This window comes from Parabacteroides sp. APC149_11_2_Y6 (genome assembly GCF_054506995.1).
In genome coordinates this window covers 1129548-1151164 of the sequence record NZ_CP173709.1, presented here as the reverse complement: position 1 = coordinate 1151164, position 21617 = coordinate 1129548, and the positions used below count along the sequence as shown (strand labels likewise).

General features: G+C 43.9%; 11 protein-coding genes. 6 read left to right on the top strand and 5 right to left on the bottom strand.

The genetic code is table 11. The annotated features are described in order from the left end of the window. Window positions 1-15: 15 nt before the first annotated feature. The 5 genes from ACGE0T_RS04680 to ACGE0T_RS04660 all read right to left on the bottom strand — a co-directional run bounded on the left by ACGE0T_RS04680 (window position 16) and on the right by ACGE0T_RS04660 (window position 5951). A complete protein-coding gene (locus ACGE0T_RS04680; protein ID WP_459189375.1) occupies window positions 16-2226 on the bottom strand; it encodes a TonB-dependent receptor in 2211 nt (736 codons plus the stop codon). Between the two features lie 92 nt (window positions 2227-2318). Beyond that, entirely contained in the window at window positions 2319-2756 is a 438-nt protein-coding gene (locus ACGE0T_RS04675) for a hypothetical protein (protein WP_459189374.1), read from the bottom strand. 47 nt (window positions 2757-2803) lie between these two features. After that, window positions 2804-4276 carry a glycoside hydrolase family 10 protein gene (locus ACGE0T_RS04670; RefSeq protein WP_459189373.1) on the bottom strand — a complete coding sequence of 491 codons (1473 nt, stop codon included), beginning with the start codon at window positions 4274-4276 and terminating at the stop codon, window positions 2804-2806. A gap of 13 nt (window positions 4277-4289) precedes the next feature. After that, window positions 4290-5072, bottom strand: a complete 783-nt coding sequence (locus ACGE0T_RS04665) for a glycerophosphodiester phosphodiesterase (protein ID WP_459190419.1) — start codon at window positions 5070-5072, stop codon at window positions 4290-4292. A 102-nt stretch (window positions 5073-5174) separates the two neighbouring features. Further along, window positions 5175-5951, bottom strand: a complete 777-nt coding sequence (locus ACGE0T_RS04660) for a glycerophosphodiester phosphodiesterase family protein (protein ID WP_459189372.1) — start codon at window positions 5949-5951, stop codon at window positions 5175-5177. Window positions 5952-6259: 308 nt separating this feature from the next. Here ACGE0T_RS04660 and ruvA point away from each other — a divergent pair, with 308 nt between their 5' ends. The 6 genes from ruvA (at window position 6260) to ACGE0T_RS04630 (ending at window position 21561) form a co-directional block, all read left to right on the top strand. Further along, on the top strand, window positions 6260-6850 hold the full coding sequence (ruvA, locus tag ACGE0T_RS04655) for a Holliday junction branch migration protein RuvA (RefSeq protein WP_459189371.1): 591 nt from the start codon (window positions 6260-6262) through the stop codon (window positions 6848-6850). Between the two features lie 109 nt (window positions 6851-6959). Then, window positions 6960-13868, top strand: a complete 6909-nt coding sequence (gene sov, locus ACGE0T_RS04650) for a T9SS outer membrane translocon Sov/SprA (RefSeq protein ID WP_459189370.1) — start codon at window positions 6960-6962, stop codon at window positions 13866-13868. A 9-nt stretch (window positions 13869-13877) separates the two neighbouring features. Further along, the gene (locus ACGE0T_RS04645; protein ID WP_459189369.1) at window positions 13878-15206 is read left to right on the top strand and encodes an MATE family efflux transporter; all 1329 of its coding nucleotides are present in this window, start codon (window positions 13878-13880) and stop codon (window positions 15204-15206) included. 64 nt (window positions 15207-15270) lie between these two features. Then, a complete protein-coding gene (locus ACGE0T_RS04640; RefSeq protein ID WP_459189368.1) occupies window positions 15271-16548 on the top strand; it encodes an O-acetylhomoserine aminocarboxypropyltransferase/cysteine synthase family protein in 1278 nt (425 codons plus the stop codon). A 558-nt stretch (window positions 16549-17106) separates the two neighbouring features. Then, window positions 17107-19992: a fibrobacter succinogenes major paralogous domain-containing protein gene (locus tag ACGE0T_RS04635; RefSeq protein ID WP_459189367.1), complete on the top strand. Its 2886-nt coding sequence runs from the start codon at window positions 17107-17109 to the stop codon at window positions 19990-19992. A 465-nt stretch (window positions 19993-20457) separates the two neighbouring features. Further along, window positions 20458-21561: a PDDEXK nuclease domain-containing protein gene (locus tag ACGE0T_RS04630; protein WP_459190418.1), complete on the top strand. Its 1104-nt coding sequence runs from the start codon at window positions 20458-20460 to the stop codon at window positions 21559-21561. Window positions 21562-21617: the final 56 nt, after the last annotated feature.

The following is a 21617-nucleotide window of genomic DNA, read 5'->3' as shown; positions in this document are numbered from 1 at the left end:
GAATAATTCTTTTTGTTAATCCCGGCTGATATTAAACCGGAGTCCGGCATAAATCTTACGGCCATGTACCGGCCCCCATACCATGGAACCGTCGAAGTTATCTCCCCTGGGATTTTCCGGGTCGATAATGGGATGCGATTGTTTGAAATCAAACAGGTTTTCAGCCCCTACATAGATAGACCAACGACGGAAATATTTCGTAATCTGGGCATTTACAACCGTATACGCCTTAAAGTCCGTATCCCATAACGGATTGGTTTTATCCGGTACAGGCATTCGCCCGCCTCCGTTAAACTGCCCGGTTAAATCGAACTGCCATTTCTTCAACGGGGTCTGATACGAAGCCGTAACAAGCCCTTTATAATCGCTGACAAGCGGCTTTTTCAGACGTGAAACGACCCCGTTTGCATCTTTATAATCCGTTTTTGCATCCGTATAACGGTAAGCAGCTGTGAGCGTAAAGCCACGGAAGAAAGGATAAGTTGCTTCTATCTGGAAACTATTCGAATATGATTTACCGTCCAGATTATAAAAGCTTACGGCATGCGGGTCGCTATCCATATCTACCACCACTTGTTTCAGGAAATTGGTATAATACCACTCACCGTTTACAGTCAGTTCCTTTCCGAACAATGGGATATAAAAAGATAGATTCAAACCGGTATTCCAAGCTTCTTCCTGGTCCAGATTATCTGCTATACGCATTTTCCGGCTACTTGCCAGCAGGAAATTATTTTCCGCCAATACATTTGCCGTACGGAAACCTTTTCCTGCTGAAGCACGGATATGGAACCAGTTAAACGGATTGTATTTTACATGCAGGCGGGGTGTTACAAAGAAATCGTACAAAGAACTGTAATCGGCACGTATGCCGGCAAGTACCGTTAATTTATCACTCCAATTATAGGTATATTGTACATAGGCTCCCGGAACTATTTCGGTACGGTCGTACAAATTCTCTACACCGTCCTGCCGCAAGTTTTCATCAAAGCCATCATAATTCATACTTAGTCCCGTACTTAAGGCATGGGCCGGAGAAAACTCTTTCTCATACAACAAGCTGGCATATACATTCTTCTGATATACATTATAAGGAGTCCGGTCGTACATGGATTTCTGTTCATGGTATGAACCGGAAAGAATCATAGCTACACTTTCCACTTTTTCCTTATCGATGATATACGCCTGTTTGGTAAACAGTTCCGCACGGTTTGTATTCAGATGTACCCGGTACGGGTCTACAAAATTATGATGCTTGGTATCCTGCCCACCGGTACGACTCTCATGCAGATAACGGGCACCATACTGTGCTACATATTTATCCAGTTTATGATACCAACGATTCATCACATTCACCTGTTCCTTCAGAGGATTATCCAGGAAACCGTCGTCATTTCCATCATGTTGCATCTTATCATTGGAATAATGAACCAGCAAGCCTGTTGAAACTTTGTCATTGATATGCCAGGAAGCATCCGCATTCCCTTCATAACGCCCGGCATCACTGCCGAATAAATTCACAGAGAAAATATCAGCCGTAGGCGGTTTCTTAAACTCCACGTTAATCTGTCCTGCCAGAGCTTCATACCCGTTTTTCACAGAAGATGTTCCTTTTGAAACCTGTATACTCTCCATCCAAGCTCCGGGTACATAATCCAACCCGTAAAGAGAAGCAGCACCACGGAAATTCGGATAGTTCTCCGTCAACATCTGGACATATGTACCGGCAAGCCCCAGCAACTTAATCTGCCGGGCTCCGGTTGCCGCATCCGAATAAGAGACATCCACTGAAGGATTTGTCTCAAAGCTTTCAGCCAGATTACAGCAAGCTGCACGGCATATCTCGTCATAGGTTATTTTCTGTGTCTGCAACACACTGGTCCGGGAAGCAATCGTTCCCATCTTGCGCTCGCTAATCACCACTTCCTGTAAAGCGACCTCGCCTACAAGAATTACTTTTAACGGTTTACTTGTATCGGTAACAGGAATAACAGATGTAGTATAGCCAATATAGCTTACAACCAAATTCTTATTCCCATTTTTCTGCGTCAACTCAAAGAAACCATTGGCATCGGATGTTGTCCCTTGCTGTGTTCCTTCCCAATAAATATTAGCACCGATAACAGGCTCGCCATGTTCATCCAACACATGCCCTTTCACCCACTTATCCGCCGAAACCGGCAAGACAAAAAACAATAATATAATAATGTAGAATTGTTTCAACATAAATATAATTTAATTTAAATATCAGATATATACGAACAGCCTTTCCTGCCGTGCAACACACAGCAGAAACATACGTTATACAAGTCTGATAATTAAATCAAAAGAGTAGTCAGGAGGGATAAATAAATACGGGGACAAACCCACGAGGGACCGGTTCTATCAGCATAGAACGGTTCTTTCAATTCAGAAACCAAAGGTAAAACGGAAAGGAAAGAATCCGAATACAATAAATCCGTAACCACAGGTTGGAGGTTTATATCAGAAGAATGAAAAGAACTCCAATCGAAACTGATACGTTCCATACTGCAACAATCCCCATCCCCGGAGTGGCAGCAGGGAGACATCTCTCCTTTCTCCGGTACGCAGTGATGGTGGTGGTGTATATCACAGCATTTACTTTCGAGCAAAGCCGTAACCCCTTCCGAACTGCAATCCGTACAGCAGTAGGTTACCAGATTCACTCCGGCACCACCATAGAAAACAAGTGCTGCCAGAAAAACCACAAACAAGTATGTCAGGGCATTCTTCATGGCGGCAAAGATAAAATATTTATGTTAGTTTTTCCTAACGGTTAGTATTATTTAGGAAATTTGGAAAGGTAGTAATACGTTTCCCGTGAAGGAGTTCCCTCTATATGATAACGGGTCGATGCCGATACGGAAAATGTATATCCGCGTTCTTTAGTCGTATCTACCGGTAAGTAAACAACCGTATCACGAATACCTGTCATTAATATATTCCGGGCAAGAGCCGTGTTCAATGTATCTGCCGCAGCAGCATATATGGTATAAGTCCGGGTATCTGCACCAGACTTGTTCCAGGACAGTTTCAATTCATTTCCTTCCTTTTCCACCCGGATTTCTTCAGGAGAAGCCGGAATCGAATCGTTCAGCCAGGTAAGTGGCGGAAGTTGTGCCGGATATTTATAATACTTATCCCGGAGTTCGCTATACAGCCCTTTTTCATTATCCAACACATTGGCACAACGGAAGAATGCACAGCCTGCTCCCCCGAAATAACGGCTATAATCAATTTGATCCGTAATGTCATTTATCGTCCAGTCCGCTTCCTCTTTCTTCATACGGTAAGCTCCCAATCCGGGAACAACCAACCTGCCGTTACAGTTGGAAACCCAATTATCAACAAAAGGGAAAAAGTTATCATGCAGATAATACATCATAGGAACTATCATATCCTGTTTTCCCTGCTCCATCCATTTCTTCGGATCCTGGAAAACACTCTCATAAGCCGTCCAGCCTGCATTAGGAACCCGTTCGATACGATTATATTTCCCAAGCGGCGAACTACTTACCTGCACATAGGGCTTTACGGATTTCACCCAATCGTAAATCCGGACAACCATCTTGTTTATATTATCCCGCCGCCATTCGGCTAACGGTCTTTTATTTCCATATTTATTATATAACGCCTTATCCGGAAATTTTTTGGCTTCTTCCGGATAACGGATATAATCAAAATGAATGCCATCAATATCATATCCGTTTACTATTTCTTTTACGAGGGAAAGTATATAATCCGATGTTTCGGGGACTCCCGGGTCCAGATACCATTCGCCATTATGGCGTTTACAAAGTTTAGGATGACGTTTAACGACCGATAGTTTACCTTGCTCCTTTATATTTTTATCCGTTCCGAGCGGAAACGTGACAAACCAGGCATGGCATTCCATTCCTCTTTTATGACATTCGTTAATAGCAAAAGCCAAAGGGTCGTAGCCGGGTGTTACCCCGTATTTTCCGGAAAAGGTTTTGCTTGCAGGTTCGATTGCAGAGCGGTATATCACATCTCCCCGCAACCGGACCTGCAAGAATATCGTATTGAAATTTGCATCCTGTAAACGATCCAGTATATCACACAATTCTTGTTGCTGGGCTTTCCGGGTTGCTTCGTTTGTTGCCGGCCTTTTAGGCCAGTCCAGCCCGTAAACTGTGGTAAGCCAAACTCCACGAATTTCTTTTTTAGGCGCTTCCACAGCACCAGCAAGTTGTATAATCAGGACGAAAAGGAATAAAAAACAATACTTCTTCATGTTACATTTACATTCAATACTGCAAATGTAAAACATTTTGTGTTACCACCACACTGTCTGCCACATGAAGAGCTAACACCGGATTATCCGTAGTAAGAAAATCAGCACCCATTTTAATCATGTCCTTCATGATCGCCACATCATTTACCGTCCATACATTTACTTTCAAGTCCAAATCTTTTGCTTCCTGAAACCATTCCGGATGTTTCTGCATCACACTAAAATTATAATCCAAACCGGACAAACCATAAGATTTCAATCCTTTCGGAGAAATATCGCCACTCAAATAATAAACATCCGCTTCAGGAGCCAGACGGTGTATTTCCTTAACAGCAGTCAGGCTGAATGAAATATATTCCGTACGATCCTGCAGGTTCATCTTTTTAACCATGGCTACCGAAGCTTGTGCCGCCTCAATATCACGTTGGGCATTATAATGTGATTTTAATTCGAATATTAACTTTATATCCTTCAGTTGTTGTGCTTTTTCCAGATATTGCTGAAGAGTAGGTAGCTTTTCACCATTCGTCAATGTCTTATCTTTCAACTGTGCATAAGGAGTCTTCTGAATTTCAAGGCCACCGATTTTATTATCATGGAAAACTACTGCTACATCATCCGAAGTAAGATGAACATCAAACTCAGAGCCATAAGCCTTGATCTCCGCAGCTTTTTCCAATGCACGAATGGAGTTTTGAGCAGAACCATCCGTATCCCAATAGCCGCGATGCGCTATTACACGGGTTTTCGTTACTACCGGGGAGTCATTGTCCTTCCCACAAGAACACAATACCATTACACTGGCAAAAAATACTGCCAGATTTACAATCTGAAATCTTTTCATTGGTCAATTTTTTAATTTATAGTTTTACATTGGTAAGAAATCGTATTAAGGCTGTCAGCGATATTGTTGCACTATTTCCAATGCCTCTTCCGGTAAATCGGTAGTAATGAAATCTGCGCCCATTTCTATCATCTCCTTCATTTGTTCCGGTTTATCTATAGTCCATACATTAACTTTCAACCCTAAATCTTTTGCTTCCTGAAACCATTCCGGATGTTTTTTCATTACATTATAATTATAGTCCAATCCGGCAAAGCCCAATTCTTTCAATTCTTTGGGTGAAAGGTTTCCGTTCAAATAGTAAACATCCGCTTTCGGAGCCAGACGGTGCAACTCCTTTGCAGCTTCCAGGCTAAATGCGATGTACTCGGTACGCCCTTGCAGCTTCATTTTATTGATCATATCTACAACAATAGCCGCAGCCTCACGGTCCCGTTCAGGAGTAGCGTGAGATTTCAATTCAAAAATAAGCTTTATATTCTTTACCTTTCGGGCATTTTCCAGATACTGTTGAAGCGTAGGAAGGGTTTCCCCATTCGGCAATTTCTTATCTTTCAGGTCTGCATAAGGAGTTTGCTGGATAACGATTCCTTCTATTTTATTGTCATGAAAAACCACCGGTACATTGTCGGAGGTCAGATGAACGTCAAACTCTGAGCCGTATGCTTTTATTTCACCGGCCTTTTCAAATGAACGAAGTGAGTTTTGCGCAGAGCCTTCTGTTTTCCAATAGCCGCGATGGGCAATTACACGGGTCTTTTTCTTTGCATCTGCCGGTACGACAACAAACAGGCACAATAAGAGGATTAAAATTCCTTTAACTTGTTTCATGGTTTTATCGATTAAGTAAATTAATTAGATATTATGCTCCTTCCATCATGTTAATCAGAAACATACAATACACTTACACTAAGATTATTTCAAGTCTCAAATATAATCCTTTTTGCCAAAAACGAAGCTATTTACCTAAGCATTTTATTCTTAAAATCTACATGCCAATAAAAACAAGACCTTACAGACACACATTTTTAAACAGCAGGCAGTTGACGGGTGAAGCTCAAACAAATATTTCCCCAGTTATACTCTTTTTTGTAATTTTGCGTTATAGATAAAGTAGCACATATTAAATCCAATCCAAAATGATTGAATATATCAAAGGTGAAATCATAGAACTTGCCCCTGCCCGGATGATTCTGGAATGTGCAGGGATAGGCTATGAATTGAACATATCCCTGAATACATACAGTTTTTACAATGGTAAGCCAACCGGAAAAGTCTACGTATATGAAATAATACGTGAAGACGCCCATCTGCTGTTCGGCTTTGCTGATAAAGCCGAACGGGAAATCTTCCTGCAACTTATTTCCGTATCGGGAGTGGGACCCAATACAGCCCGGATGATACTATCCTCTTTCTCCCCATCCGAACTGGTACGGGTGATAACAGAGAAAAACGAAACAGCTTTGACAGCCGTCAAAGGTATCGGTTTGAAGACTGCCCAGCGTATATTGGTTGACCTGAAAAACAAGGTTAAACCTATAGAAGGCCTTACCGGAACATCCGGTGAACGCCTTGCCGGAAATGGTGCGGTGGCAGAAGAAGCGGTAGCGGCATTGGTTATGTTAGGTTTCCAGAAAGCAGCTTCACAAAAAGCCGTATCCACGATATTGAAAGGTTCGCCTGCGCTTGCCGTCGAGCAAGTGGTAAAGACCGCGCTCCGTATGCTCTAAGGAAAAACATTCCATATCAGGCACTGCCTATACAGTAGTTATAGTCGGAGCCTGATATGGAATCATTTCGTATCGCTTCGTTATCTCTACTTATACCAACTCCTGACATATGAAAAAATATAGATTACGATGCCTGCTTGGCATCCTGACCAGTGCATTTTGCATCCATATACATGCGCAAAACATAAACGGGCAATCCTATCCGTCTATATCATCCGGCTTGTTACATACCATTTCTACAACAAACGATACAATCTCTTACTACAAATTCCTTACGAACCCCGTTATTCAAAAAGCCTCTCAAAAGATAAACGGCAACCTGCTGCAATTCATCCATCCTTATTTCCACCTGAGAAATCAAGAAGAGTTTATGAATGCGGCACTCCCTCCTCTTTTCCCCGGCAACCTGCCGGCACATGCTAATCTTGCCGAACGCATATTCGGTCCGGGAGGCGTCCGTATCAAAGCTCAAGGCTCAGCCGAAATTTCTCTCGGACTAAAGCAAAGCCGGATACAGAACCCTTCCCTACCCGAAAAAGCACGAAACCGTTCCTTTTTCAACTTCGATAAGGATATCCGACTGGATGTCCAAGCCTTTGCCGGCAGTAAAGTGGCTTTTAAAATGAATTACGACACGGATGCCACTTTCGATTTCGACGCTAAAAAAATCAAACTGGCCTATACGGGAGAAGAAGATGAGATTATCAAATCCATAGAAGCAGGAAATGTCAGCATGGTTACCGGAAACTCACTGATTAAAGGCGGAGCGGCCCTATTCGGATTAAAAGCTGATTTACAGTTCGGAAAGCTACGATTAAACACATTGTTCGCCCAACAAAAATCCAAACTCAAAACCATCAACTCAAAAGGCAATATACAGACCCAAACTTTTGAACTGGCAGCAGACCAATATGATGAGAGCCGGCATTTCTTCCTTTCCCATTATTTCCGTGACACCTACGAAACTTCCATCAAGAACCTTCCGGCAATTACTTCCAGCATCAAAATCAATAAAATAGAAGTATGGATTACCAATAAACAAGGGAGCTACGAGCAGGTTCGTAACCTTATTGCTTTCTCCGACCTTGCCGAACACAAACATATCCACAACAAACAAATCGCCCCTACCGGCAACCGGGACAAGCCTTATAACCAAGCAAATACATTATATACCACCTTAACCAGCCAATATCCGGATGCCCGTAATATCGAGCTCGTCAATCAGTTATTCAACGGTTTCCTCGCTAACGGTACAGACTATGAAAAAATAAACAATGCCCGGATGCTCGCCCCTTCAGAATATACGCTTAACTCGCAATTAGGATACATCTCCCTGCAAACCCGGTTGCAAGCAGGCGAAAGTCTGGGAGTAGCCTATAGTTATACCGATTCCGAAGGACAAGTACACCAGGTGGGAGAATTTGCCACAGACCACACCCAATCCTCAACGGCCTGTTTGTATGTAAAATTATTGAAAGGAACTTCCCTATCCCCACAAATGCCCTATTGGAACCTGATGATGAAGAATATTTATTCCTTAGAAGCCCATTCCATCCAAAAGGATAAATTCAACCTGCAAATACTCTACAGAAGCGATACGACCGGAACCTACAGAAATAGTTTGCCGGAAGGAAACAGGGCAAATGAAATATTACTTCGTGTGATGAACCTCGACAATCTGGATAAAAACAATGAACGCCGGCCGGATGGCTTCTTCGATTTTATGGAAGGCTATACAATTCTTTCCGAAAACGGGAAAATCATCTTTCCTTCTGTAGAACCATTCGGAAGCTATCTGCAAAAACAAATAGGAAACCATACCCTATCCGGTAAATATATTTATCAGGAACTATACGATTCCACACTTACTGTGGCAAGGCAAATTGCCGAAAAGAACAAATTCATTCTACGCGGGACTTACAAAGCAGCCAGCGAAAACCAGATATCTTTGGGAGCAAACAATATCCCTCCCGGTTCCGTCCATGTCACAGCAAATGGAAGGACCTTATCCGAAAACACAGACTACATTATCGATTATACCACAGGAACCGTTACCATCCTGAATGAAGAAATCAAAACATCAGGAACCCCGGTCAGCATATCACTCGATAACCAGGCTGACGGATATTCGGAGCGGAAAACAATGATAGGTCTTGACCTCACATACCGGCTGAACAGGCATCTGACATTAGGTGCCACGCTTATGCATCTATCCGAAAGGTCCTCCACAATCAAGACATCCATTGGAAATGAGGGCGTAAATAATACCTTATGGGGATTCAACCTCGCTTATAAAGGAGAAAACCGCTGGCTGACCCGGTTAGCCAACAAAATACCTCTTTTACATTTAACCAACCCCAGCCGCATTTCCTTTAATGCCGAATTTGCCCATCTGATAGCCGGGCATTATCAAAACAAGGAAACCGGCGATTACTCCTATCTGGACGATTTTGAAGCGACCCGCAGCTATATAGACCTGAAAGATCCTTATTTCTGGCAACTATCCAGCGTACCTTATCAGGATACGCGCCAACCACTCTTTCCCGAAGCCAACCTGACCAATGATATTAATTATGGGAAAAACAGGGCTTTGCTGGCATGGTATTCTATCGACGAACTATTCACTCGCGAACATTCCTCCCTCCGACCGAAGCATATCGATAAAGAACAATTATCCAACCACTACATCCGTGCCGTACAAGTAAACGAACTCTTTCCTCAGCGGCAACTTTCCAATAATGAAAACAACACGTTAAAAATACTCAACCTGGCTTATTATCCGGCAGAACGGGGTCCCTATAATCTGGATGCCGATAACATAAATACGGACGGAACACTTCTTTCTCCCGAAAAACGCTTCGGAGGGATTATGCGTAAAATAGAACCATGCGATTTTGAAGTCGCCAATATCGAATACATCGAGTTCTGGCTAATGAACCCCTTTATGCATAATGCAAAGGCCAGAGGAGGCGACCTATACCTTAATCTGGGAGAAATATCGGAAGACATACTGAAAGACGGGAAGAAATTCTTTGAAAACGGCTTGCCTGTCAATGAAGATACTGAACAGACAGAAACCACCGTATGGGGAAAAGTCCCTAAACTCCCGGCAACCCTATATGCCTTCGACAATACCTCAGAAGCAAGAAACCTTCAAGATGCCGGATTAAACGGATTATCATCCGAAGCGGAAGCCACATTCGGAACCTACGCCGAATATCTACGCAAACTCAGGACAAAACTAAGCGCAGAAACATTACAACAAATGGAAAACGACCCTTTCCAGCTCTCCCCGTTCCATGACCCGGCAGGAGATAAATACCACTATTTCAGAGGTTCCGATTACGACAGGAAAAAAGCTAATATCCTGACCCGCTATAAACGATACAACGGTACGGAAGGTAATTCCCGGGAATCCGGCAGCAGCAACGAAAGCTATAACACCTCAGCCAAATCCATTCCGGACATAGAAGACATCAACCAGGATTATACACTGAACGAACACGAGAACTATTTTGAATATAAAATATCCATTCGCCCGGCAGATACGGTTATCGGTACAAACTTTATTTCCGACAAACGGGTATCATCCGTCAAGCTTCCAAACAATACAGAGGAAGAAGTGCGATGGTTCCAATTTAAAATACCGGTCAAACAATACAGCCAAAACATCGGGAACATCCAAGATTTCAAAAGTATCCGTTTCATGCGACTTTACATGACTGGTTTTAGCGAGACAACCATCCTTCGACTTGCAAGCCTTCAACTGGTCAGAGGCGAATGGCGTGTTTATGAACAAAACCTGTCTGATACTCCGGCTGCTTCATCCCCAAAAGCAACAGTAGAAGTTTCCACCGTCAGCTATGAAGAAAACAGCGATAGGAAACCCGTAAATTATGTATTACCACCCGAAGTGGACCGTATAATAGATACGTCACAACCCCAATTAAGGCAGGAAAACGAACAATCCCTTTCCCTGAAAGTTACCAATCTCTATCCGGCAGACGCCTGCGCTGTCTATAAAAATGTATCTTATGATTTACGCAGATATGAACGGCTACAGTTATTTGTCCATGCAGAAAACCTACCCGACGACATCACCAACCTGAATGACAATGAACTTACCTACTTCATTCGTATCGGCTCCGACTACAAAAACAACTATTACGAATATGAAGTGCCTTTAACCCTGACCCCTCACGGACAATACACCTTAACCCAAACAGACCGGGAAGCCGTATGGCAGGCAAACAACAGGCTGGACATCCCACTCAATTCCCTTATCACACTGAAAACCAACCGAAGCAATGCAACCCTTAACCGTTATTCTGAACAAGACCCCAATAACACCCGAAACAAAATCAGCATATCCGGCAACCCCTCCCTATCGGATATACGAACCATTATGCTGGGAATCCGGAACCGCTCTTCCGACAAAAAGGATATTGAAGTATGGTTCGATGAATTAAGGCTTACCGGCTTGGATGATAAAAACGGATGGGCGGCAAATACCCAACTCCATATCGTCCTTTCCGACTTTGCAACGTTCAATATAAGGGGACAAATAGAAACAGCCGGTTTCGGAGCATTAGACCAATCCGTATATGAGCGCCGGATGGAAGACTTCAAGCAGTACCACATAGCCACCTCCATACAGCTTGGCAAATTCTTTCCCGACAAAGTAAAAGCCAGCATCCCACTTTATTATTCCTGTTCCAATGAAACATACACACCAGAATATAACCCGTTCGATCCGGATATACCCTTAAAGAACATACTCGGAAAAACGGTTGCCGAAAGTTCGAAAGATTCCATTTACAACTACGTACAGGAGCGGTTCGTTAGCAAAAGCATTTCACTCAACAATATCCGGATTGGTATAAAGAGCAAAATTCCCAAACCTTACGACCCCGCCAACTTCTCCGTAGGATATACCTATAACGTATCCCGGAGAAAGAACCCGCAAACCGAATATGAGAATACGAAAGATTACCATCTCAATTTTAATTATAACTTTGTGCCCGCTATGAAACCGATCAAGCTCTTGTCTGTCAATCCGCTTCCGTCCATTTATTTCAGGACGGAACTGACGCGTAATTACTATGAACAACAATTACGTGATTTGGAAGGATTAACATCGGGAACAAAAAACGATATCCCGGTTACATTCAGCCAGGATTTCTATTGGGACAGGGCATTCAGACTGAACTGGCAATTATTCAAAGACCTGAATTTCAGTTTCAGCTCGGGAACCAATGCACGCATAGAGGAACCACATATGCAGGTAAACAAACAACTGAATCCGGACCAATACCAGCTCTGGAAAGATTCAGTATTGAGAAGCATAGCAGACCTGGGAACTCCCATACAATACGACCAGCAGATGTCCGTTACTTGGCAGTTGCCCTTCCGGTATTCTGCTGCTACCCGCTGGATACAAACTTCCGTCAACTATCAGGCTACCTATAACTGGTATCGTGGAGCAGATTCCGGACAAGACATCGAATTAGGAAATACAGTCAAAAACCAACGGCAATTCCAACTAAACAGTAGTTTGAATTTTGCCATGTTATATCCTAAAAAAGTACAGGGTATCTGTCGCTTTCTGGCAATGCTCCGCCGCCTGCATGTCCGGTACACCCATACGGCAGGAATGATGCTGACCGGGTTCCGGCCTGAAATAGGAGATATTTTCGGACAGGGACGAACTACCAACGGGCTGGCTCCGGGAATCGGTTTCGCCTTTGGTTCCGTAAACAGAAAATATATCAGGCAATCCCTTGATAAAGGATGGTTGATAGACCAAACGCAAAGCAACCAGACACCTGCCCTGTTAAACAAGGTAAGCCTTCTGGAAATACGTACCGGACTCGAACCCGTCTCCGGTCTGAAAATAGAATTACAAGCACTCCGGAATGATACCCGGAATTGCGACATCTATTATATGTATAAGGATATGCCCGAACAACCGGGAGGAAATTTCTCGATAACAACTGTCGCCCTCGGCAGCGCATTGAGGAAAAGCGGACGTGCAGACAATAACTATACCTCTTCCATATTCAACTGCTTTCTGGAAAACAGGGAAACAATAGCCCGGCGATTGGAACAGAAATATACCGGGCAACTCTATCCGGATAAAGGTTTTATCCACGAACAGCAATTGGGAAAACGCCCGTATCATTCGGGAGCCAACCACGAAAACGGAGTCAATCCGAACTCGGCGGATGTCCTGATACCCGCATTTCTCGCGGCTTATACAGGACAAAACCCGGATAAGATAAAAACCTCCCCTTTTCCATCCGTATTCCGTATGTTGCCGAACTGGCGCATCACGTATAATGGCCTGTCGCGTATTCCGGCTGTCCGGAAATATATCCGGAGCATCACGCTGAACCATCAATACCGGTGTACCTATTCGGTGGGCGCTTATTCGTCTTTCCCCGACTGGCTGGGCAGTGGCGAAGAAGAACTGGGATATATCCAATCCCTTTCGAATGGAAAACCCGTACCCTCTTCTCCTTATGATATTCCTTCGGTCAGCATCACGGAAAGTTTCAGTCCGTTATTGGGTATCGATATATCCTTACTCAATCATCTTACATTCCGTTCGGACTATACGACTACACGTAATCTGAGCTTAAATATCACCTCCTGCCTGTTGGTGGAATCTTTCAGCCAGAAGATAACTATCGGTTTAGGGTATAAGCTGACGGAATTCAACAGAATCCTAAGAATAAAGAGCACCCGCAATTTCAGTAACGACCTGATAGCACGGATGGATTTTTCTTTCCAACGGGTACAATCGCTAATACGGAGGATACAGCAGAATATATCACAAGCCGTCGGCGGCAGTGCAATAACATCAGCCCGGCTGTCTGTGGATTACGGACTAAGCCGTTCATTAACAGTGCGGGCTTTTTATGATTTACAAATAAATAAATTGCTTGTCACCAGCGGCGCCTATCCAACAAGCGACTCCAATTACGGAATCAGCCTGAGGTTCTCGCTGGCACAATAAACAAAGAATATGCAAGGAGCTAAAAATCTGACAGAGGGGCCGATTAAACGGCAATTATTCAATCTGGCTTTACCCATTATGGGTACTTCGTTTATCCAGATGGCATACAGTATTACGGATATGGCATGGGTAGGACGCCTCGGCAGTGAAGCAGTCGCCGCTATCGGTGCAGTCGGTATCCTGACCTGGATGACCAACTCCATTGCCTTATTGAACAAGGTGGGTTCGGAAGTTAGCGTCGGGCAAAGCATCGGGGCACGGAATGAAGAGAATGCCCGCAACTATGCCTCACATAACCTGACCATCGCCCTTATCCTGTCGCTATGCTGGGGACTTGTCCTGTTTATTTTTGCCCATCCGATTATCGATATATATAAGCTGGAAGCGCCTATTGCCGAAAATGCAGTCAACTACCTGCGGATTATTGCGACTGCTTTTCCATTCGTTTTCCTGACAACGGCTTTCACCGGTATCCACAATGCGGCAGGTCAGAGCAAGATACCGTTCTATATCAACGGATGCGGGCTTGCCATGAATATGATACTCGACCCGCTTTTTATCCTCGTTCTGGATATGGGAACCAACGGGGCGGCATGGGCAACCTGGTTGTCGGAAGGAACTGTATGCGCCCTGTTTGTTTACCAGCTAAAAAAGCGGCATCCCCTGTTCGGCGGTTTCCGTTTCTTTGTCCCATTGAAAAGCACGCCGAGCAAACATATTTTCAGGTTGGGGCTTCCGGTAGCCATGCTGAATACGCTGTTTGCCATTATCAATGTATTAATGGCTCGTACGGCATCCACCTATGGCGGTCATATCGGGTTAATGACGTTGACTGCCGGAGGGCAAATCGAAGCGATAGCCTGGAATACCTCCCAGGGATTCAGTACCGCACTGAGTGCCTTTGTAGCCCAGAACTACGCGGCAAAGCAAAAAGAAAGGGTTTTAGGCGCCTATCATACCACGCTGAAAATGACTTCTATTTTCGGTATACTCTGTACGCTGCTGTTCGTTTTCTTCGGTAGCGAAGTCTTTTCACTGATTGTACCGGAACAGGCGGCCTACGAAGCCGGAGGCATATTCCTGCGTATCGACGGTTATTCGATGATGTTTATGATGTTGGAGATAACCATGCAAGGGTTGTTTTACGGAACAGGACGTACCATCCCGCCTGCTATCATCAGTATTACATTCAATAGCCTGCGCATTCCGATGGCAATAGGGCTGACGGCTTTAGGTTTGGGGGTTGCAGGTGTTTGGTGGGCAATCAGTATATCCAGTATCCTAAAAGGGATTGTGGCATTCCTCTGGTTCCGCATTTTACAAAAGAAAATATTGTGACACTATCAAACTATTCGCTAATTTTGCCGTTCAATAACAATAGTACAGTAAAAGCATTTACTTTATGAATAATTCATTAAAGCCGGAAACCCTCTGCGTACAAGGGGGCTGGCAACCGAAAAAAGGCGAACCCCGCGTTTTGCCTATCTATCAAAGTACAACCTTCAAGTATGAAACCAGCGAACAGATGGCACGCTTGTTCGATTTGGAAGAGAGCGGTTACTTCTACACCCGTCTTCAGAATCCGACCAACGATGCCGTTGCTTCCAAAATAGCGGCTCTCGAAGGTGGCGTAGGTGCTATGCTTACCGCTTCCGGACAAGCTGCCAACTTCTATGCCGTATTCAATATCTGCGAGGCAGGCGACCATATGGTGTGCTCATCCACTATCTACGGAGGAACATTCAATCTGTTTAGCGTAACGCTGAAAAAGCTGGGCATCGAAGTTACTTTCGTCGATGCGGATGCTTCCGAAGAAGAAATCTCGGCAGCTTTCCGTCCGAATACCAAGGCGTTGTTCGGAGAAACCCTGTCTAATCCGAGTATGAATGTACTGGATATCGAGAAGTTCGCACGCATCGCCCACAAACACGGTGTTCCTTTAATTGTGGACAACACGTTTGCCACTCCTATCAACTGCCGCCCGTTCGAATGGGGTGCAGATATCGTGACCCACTCCACTACCAAATATATGGACGGACATGCTACAGCTGTGGGTGGTGCCATTGTAGACAGTGGCAATTTCGACTGGAATGCCCATGCAGACAAATTCCCGGGGCTGACCGAACCGGATGAATCGTATCATGGCTTGACTTATACAAAGGCATTCGGTAAAATGGCCTATATGACCAAAGCTACCGCCCAATTAATGCGAGACTTAGGCTCTATCCAGTCGCCAATGAATTCCTTCTTGTTGAATCTGGGACTGGAAACATTGCATCTGCGTATGCCTCAGCACTGTAAAAATGCACAGCAGGTGGCAGAATGGCTGGAAGCCAACGAGCAGGTGGCATGGGTTAACTTCCCTGGCTTAAAGAGCAATAAGTATTACGAACTGGCTAAGAAGTATATGCCTAACGGTACTTGCGGCGTAATTGCATTCGGTTTGAAAGGTTCACGCGAAGATGCCATCCGTTTCATGGACAACCTGAAGATGATTTGTATCGTTACCCACGTTGCCGATGCGCGCACTTGTGTATTGCACCCGGCAAGCCATACGCATCGCCAGCTTACCGATGAACAATTGATCGAAGCCGGGGTTGCTCCTGATTTAATCCGTCTGTCTGTAGGTATCGAAAATGCAGGTGATATTATTGCGGATATTGAACAGGCATTGAAATAATACTGTAGACCAAAACTCTGATAATTCAGAGAGAGAAGATAAACCAAGCCGCAAAAGCGGTTAAAATGAGATATAGCCTAAAGTTTTTTATGACTTTAGGCTATTTTTTGCCCTTCACTGTATTACACACATAAGGAAAAACATAGGATACCACTCTAAAAGGAAGACTTTTCCTGTATATTTTGTAATAAATTACCCAATAATCTATAGCGAGTCCATCAAAGACTACGTTAATATTTAGCAAATATATAAAGATATTACTACATATTAATACCATAACCCTTTGATTATTAAGGCTTATTGCTTATAGAAAACCCTCGAAATCGTGAGGATATATGAATCTCAACAACTTTCACGGCATGAATTTTCTTAAGATTCCCTAATTTTTAACGTAGTCTTTGATGGACTCGGAATTATATCTTTTTGAATGAAAAAGAATCAGACACCACAAAGAACCAGGTTTACGGATGATACGGATTAGGCGGATATAAACGGATTACTGGTTCTTCGATACATTTAAGGAATAGGGTAATAACAAACATAAACAATTAAATATCTATGATGATGAAAACAGAACTACAAGGTCTATGTCCCTCTATCAGACCGGTACAAGCACTCGTGGCAAGTATATATTTACTTGCCACCGTGCTGTTTGCTTCCTGTACAACAGAAGCAGACAAGACAGACCGTACATCCACAGATGGAGCTGGCAGTGAAAACAAACGCGAGGTACTTCTTTCTTTTAAGAACAAGCTCACAGTGAGAACAACCAAGGCAGAGACAAAGGCGGATGCTCCCATTGCCACCGAAGCAGAAAACGAAATTGCTACACTCGATGTGTATGTATTCGGAGCGAAAGCAGAAGGTGATGTGTATACTTTCCGCGAACGGTTCTCCTATCGACAAGACGGTTCGGCACTTCCGGCAGGAGCAAAAGAACTTAACCTTACACCGGGTGCGGATAATGCTACTACTACAGCACTCTTAGAACTGCAAAAAGGGGTATTCGTTCACCTTTATTGTATTGCCAATCAAACAGATTTAATTAATCCGGTCGATGGAAATCCGGTAGCAGATACCGATTTCACTCCACTTATTTATGATATAGAAACAGGACTCCTGACAGACGGTATACCTACTGAGCTACAGTTTCAGAAATACCATTCCTCATTGCTAACGAATGCCTCTCCGGCATTAGCCTTACCCCTCCCGATGACAGACGCACAAACTACACCTATTGATTTGACAGACTTCGGTTCCTCAGCACGTGTACAGGTAGGCTTCAAACTAACCCGTACAATGGCACGCTTCGATGTAAGCAATATAGAAGCTGACTCTAAATTCCATCTGGAGTCTATCTCGATGGGAAATGGACGGAGGGGAACTACTTTCTTCCCTGCTAAGGTATATGGCGCTACCCCTGCTGTAGACGGGGAGCTAATTACTTACCCGGCAAGTGCTTTTGAAGGAAATAAGGCAAATATGGGCTTGCAGGTATCGGCTTTCTACAGTTATCCCTGTTTGTTGGAAGATGAGGGCTACCTGATTCTGAACGGTACCTACCAAGTAAACCTAACGGAGAAGAAAGAAGTAACTTATAAGGTTCCTTTCAAGCAACAAACCGCTGATGGAGGCTCGGTTGGACTCGAAATCAACCCCAACCACCGGTATACCATCGGTATCACTAAAGCGGACGAATACAGCCTGAACTTCACACTTGATGTAGCCGAATGGGATGAAGGCGGCAGCATAGACGAGTACGACCCGAATGCAGGCACTGACGGTTCAGGTACTACTATTGCTATTCCTGATGCTCTGATAGATAAGATAAGTTATGATGCCACCACCCGTATTGTAACAATGAGAACCTTGAATGCCGGTGATGGCTTTACGGTGGAAGTTGGAACCGGTAGTGAACCCAAGCTGCAAAAAACCTATTCCGGCAGTGTTGCCGCCCAACAATACGACTGGCTGGAAATAAGCGCAGCGACCCCTGTTACCAAAGCTGCCGTTTCAGGTTATCAATATGCAGTATCCGTTAAAGCCGGTTACGATAAGGATGATTATCCGAAAGCCGTCCTTCGCTTTACTAATGGGATGGACGGGAATGAAAATATTGTGATAGTGGAAGCCGCCCCGGGAGAACCTTTTCTGACTTCTCCGGCTACCGTAACGCTTCATACCGAAGCAAACAATAAGATACCGACCCTGGTAATAACTGGAAAAAGCATCGGCGGTTCCACTATAGAAGGTCCCGAGTGGCTGACTTATAAAACAACAAGCTCAGATAAAATAAATTTCTCTTATGTCATCGAACTGAATCCTTCTAAAGCGAACTTCCCTGATGCATTACCTTCTGCACAGACCATCACGATTAAGAACAAGGCAGATGCAAACAAGACTTCCGAAGTAACGGTTAGCTTTACCGAGGCGGATGCATGGTTGGTGGAAGACCTTGCAAATTTTGATGAAAAGACATCGGACGGATACCGTGTGAAAACAATAGGAAAAACGATGACAGTATCCTTCTACGGGATGTTTGTAGCCCCTGAATTATCAGCATCTTACGATGGCACTTATTGTTCCTCAAAGAACGGTGGTGATACCTGGCTAAACAGTTCCAAACTGTTAAAAACAGAGGTTGTTAACAACCGCCGCAAATACACTTACAACATAGAAGTGGTTGGTTCAAGTGGAACGGATGCCGCTTACCAGCTTCACAAGGCAGTAATGAATATCAAACAGAATAGCACAACTGTTAAATCTTATACAATCTGGCGTGGTGCTTCTTATGTGGGTTATCCGATGGGGAGCGCCAGTGCTTCTCCTTATTATACCGCTATCAGGAAAGGTGCTTATTATTGGGCTCCCGTTAATTGCGGTGCTACCCGTGTGGCTCAGGCTGGTGATGGAAACAGTCCCGGGAAAGTAGAAGGAACCGGAAATATCTACCAGTGGGGGCGTCAGGATGCCACGAATCATGGTGGTTCTACAGCTTCCGGTCCTATAGGTAATTCCAGACCTAATGATAATACATTTTATACAGCGCCCAACGAACCTTGGGACTGGTTAAACATTCAAAATAACACTTTGTGGAACGGTAGTAGTAAAGGGACAAACGACCCTTGTCCTCCGGGATACCGTGTGCCTACTATCGATGAATTAAAATCTATCGGGAAAGCAACCACTTGGGATGGCAGCGGTGGTTTATTTAACGTAGATGGAGATAGTGGCTACCCCCAGATCGTTTTGCCTGCTGCGGGCTATCGGCGCCACGATGTCAGTTCGTCCAACTTTCAGGGTTCCAACGGCTACTACTGGTCGTCGTCGATTCTGTTGGATGGTATGGGCGCCAGCCACATGTACTTCAATAGTGCTACGTTGAACGAGTCCATAAACTTCAGGGCGCTCGGCTTCTCCGTTCGGTGTATCCAAGAAGATTAAAGGCCGGCGAATTAGCTAAGGCTGATCTTCGATTGCCGACTGCATTCGATTCATCTGATTCATTATTTATACATAACCCGCCTGCTGCCCCATCAAACATCGGCAGCAGGCACAAATAAACATCATTATTATGTCAGACTTACTTTTATATGCGGACTTGTACTAAGGGAACTGCTTCAGCGCCTCGTCTGAAGGTGTTTCAGACGAGGCGCTGAAGCAGTGTCAGACGGGGCACTGAAACACCGTCAGATTATACACTGAAGCCGTGTCAGATTAGGCTCTGACACGGCTCCCTTATATATAGTCGCTTGCTCTATATTCCTTTCACCGGATTATTTCCCGATTTCGGATAAAATACTATATCGTTGGGCAGAATCGGTGCAAATGGCAAAAAGAAAAAACATCTTTGCTTTCTCTTTTCACCAGCATTATTTTTGTACTTTTGCCGCATATAACAAAGCTCAAATGGATATAAATCAGAATTATACAGAAGCAGTAAAGACTATAAAAGAAGCTATCCTACGCAGTCAGTATCGTGCTGTTGCATCAGTGAATAAGGAACAGCTATCCCTTTATTACGGCATTGGACGTTACGTGTCAGAAAACTCCCGTACTGGCTTTTGGGGGAAAGGTGCAATTGAACAGATATCTTCTCTGCTGCAAAAAGAATTGCCGGGACTAAGAGGATTTTCAGCTTCAAATATAAAAAATATGCGGATTTTCTATGAAGAATGGGAGTCCGTTTTAAATCGCCAGCCAATGGCTGACGATTTGGTATTAGACGAAAAATTACTGTTGAGCGTAATTCGCCAGCCAGTAGCTGACGAATTTAATTGGACTGATTTCCTTTCAATCGGCTTTAGTCATCATACTGAAATCATATCCAAAGCTAAGACTTTGGAAGCAAGGTTATTTTATATACATGAGTGTGCCACTCGCTATTGGAGTAAATATATTTTAAGGGATTACTTAAAAGCAGACCTTTACAGCCATCGGGGGACTTTACCTAACAATTTCACACAAACATTGCCCGATACTAAGCAAGCACTTAAAGCTGTTTGTTCCTTCAAAGATGAATACTTACTTGATTTCATCAATGTAGAGGAATTAAATGAGCAAGAGGAGGATTTAGACGAAAAGATAGTAGAAAAGGCGATTGTGGCTAACGTGAAAAAATTCATCATGACTTTTGGGCAAGATTTCAGTTTTATAGGCAATCAATATCGCATGGAGGTTGCAGGAGAAGAAATGTTCATTGATTTGCTCTTTTTCAATCGGGAGCTTAATTCCCTGGTTGCGGTCGAGCTGAAATCTGGAAAATTCCGTACATCTTATTTGGGGCAATTGAATACTTATCTATCCGCCTTAGATACATATATCAGAAAGCCGCACGAAAATCCCTCTATCGGAATAATCCTTTGTAGGGAAATGAATCAAACCTTTGTAGAATTTGCAGTTCGTGATTATAACAAGCCGATGGGAGTTGCTACTTACCATGCATCCAAAGATATGCCGGAACGACTTCGTAATGCTCTGCCGGACATTGAGGAACTGAAAAAGCTATTGTAAAGAACGTTGATTTTGGGAGTTCAGACGTTTGTATCTTGTTTATCCTCAGCCAAAAG

Bases quoted from the DNA above. Each gene is read 5' to 3' on its own strand.
- ACGE0T_RS04680 (WP_459189375.1), bottom strand. From the start codon at position 2,226: ATGTTGAAACAATTCTACATTATTATATTATTGTTTTTTGTCTTGCCG.
- ACGE0T_RS04675 (WP_459189374.1), bottom strand. From the start codon at position 2,756: ATGAAGAATGCCCTGACATACTTGTTTGTGGTTTTTCTGGCAGCACTT.
- ACGE0T_RS04670 (WP_459189373.1), bottom strand. From the start codon at position 4,276: ATGAAGAAGTATTGTTTTTTATTCCTTTTCGTCCTGATTATACAACTT.
- ACGE0T_RS04665 (WP_459190419.1), bottom strand. From the start codon at position 5,072: ATGGTATTGTGTTCTTGTGGGAAGGACAATGACTCCCCGGTAGTAACG.
- ACGE0T_RS04660 (WP_459189372.1), bottom strand. From the start codon at position 5,951: ATGAAACAAGTTAAAGGAATTTTAATCCTCTTATTGTGCCTGTTTGTT.
- ruvA (WP_459189371.1), top strand. From the start codon at position 6,260: ATGATTGAATATATCAAAGGTGAAATCATAGAACTTGCCCCTGCCCGG.
- sov (WP_459189370.1), top strand. From the start codon at position 6,960: ATGAAAAAATATAGATTACGATGCCTGCTTGGCATCCTGACCAGTGCA.
- ACGE0T_RS04645 (WP_459189369.1), top strand. From the start codon at position 13,878: ATGCAAGGAGCTAAAAATCTGACAGAGGGGCCGATTAAACGGCAATTA.
- ACGE0T_RS04640 (WP_459189368.1), top strand. From the start codon at position 15,271: ATGAATAATTCATTAAAGCCGGAAACCCTCTGCGTACAAGGGGGCTGG.
- ACGE0T_RS04635 (WP_459189367.1), top strand. From the start codon at position 17,107: ATGATGATGAAAACAGAACTACAAGGTCTATGTCCCTCTATCAGACCG.
- ACGE0T_RS04630 (WP_459190418.1), top strand. From the start codon at position 20,458: ATGGATATAAATCAGAATTATACAGAAGCAGTAAAGACTATAAAAGAA.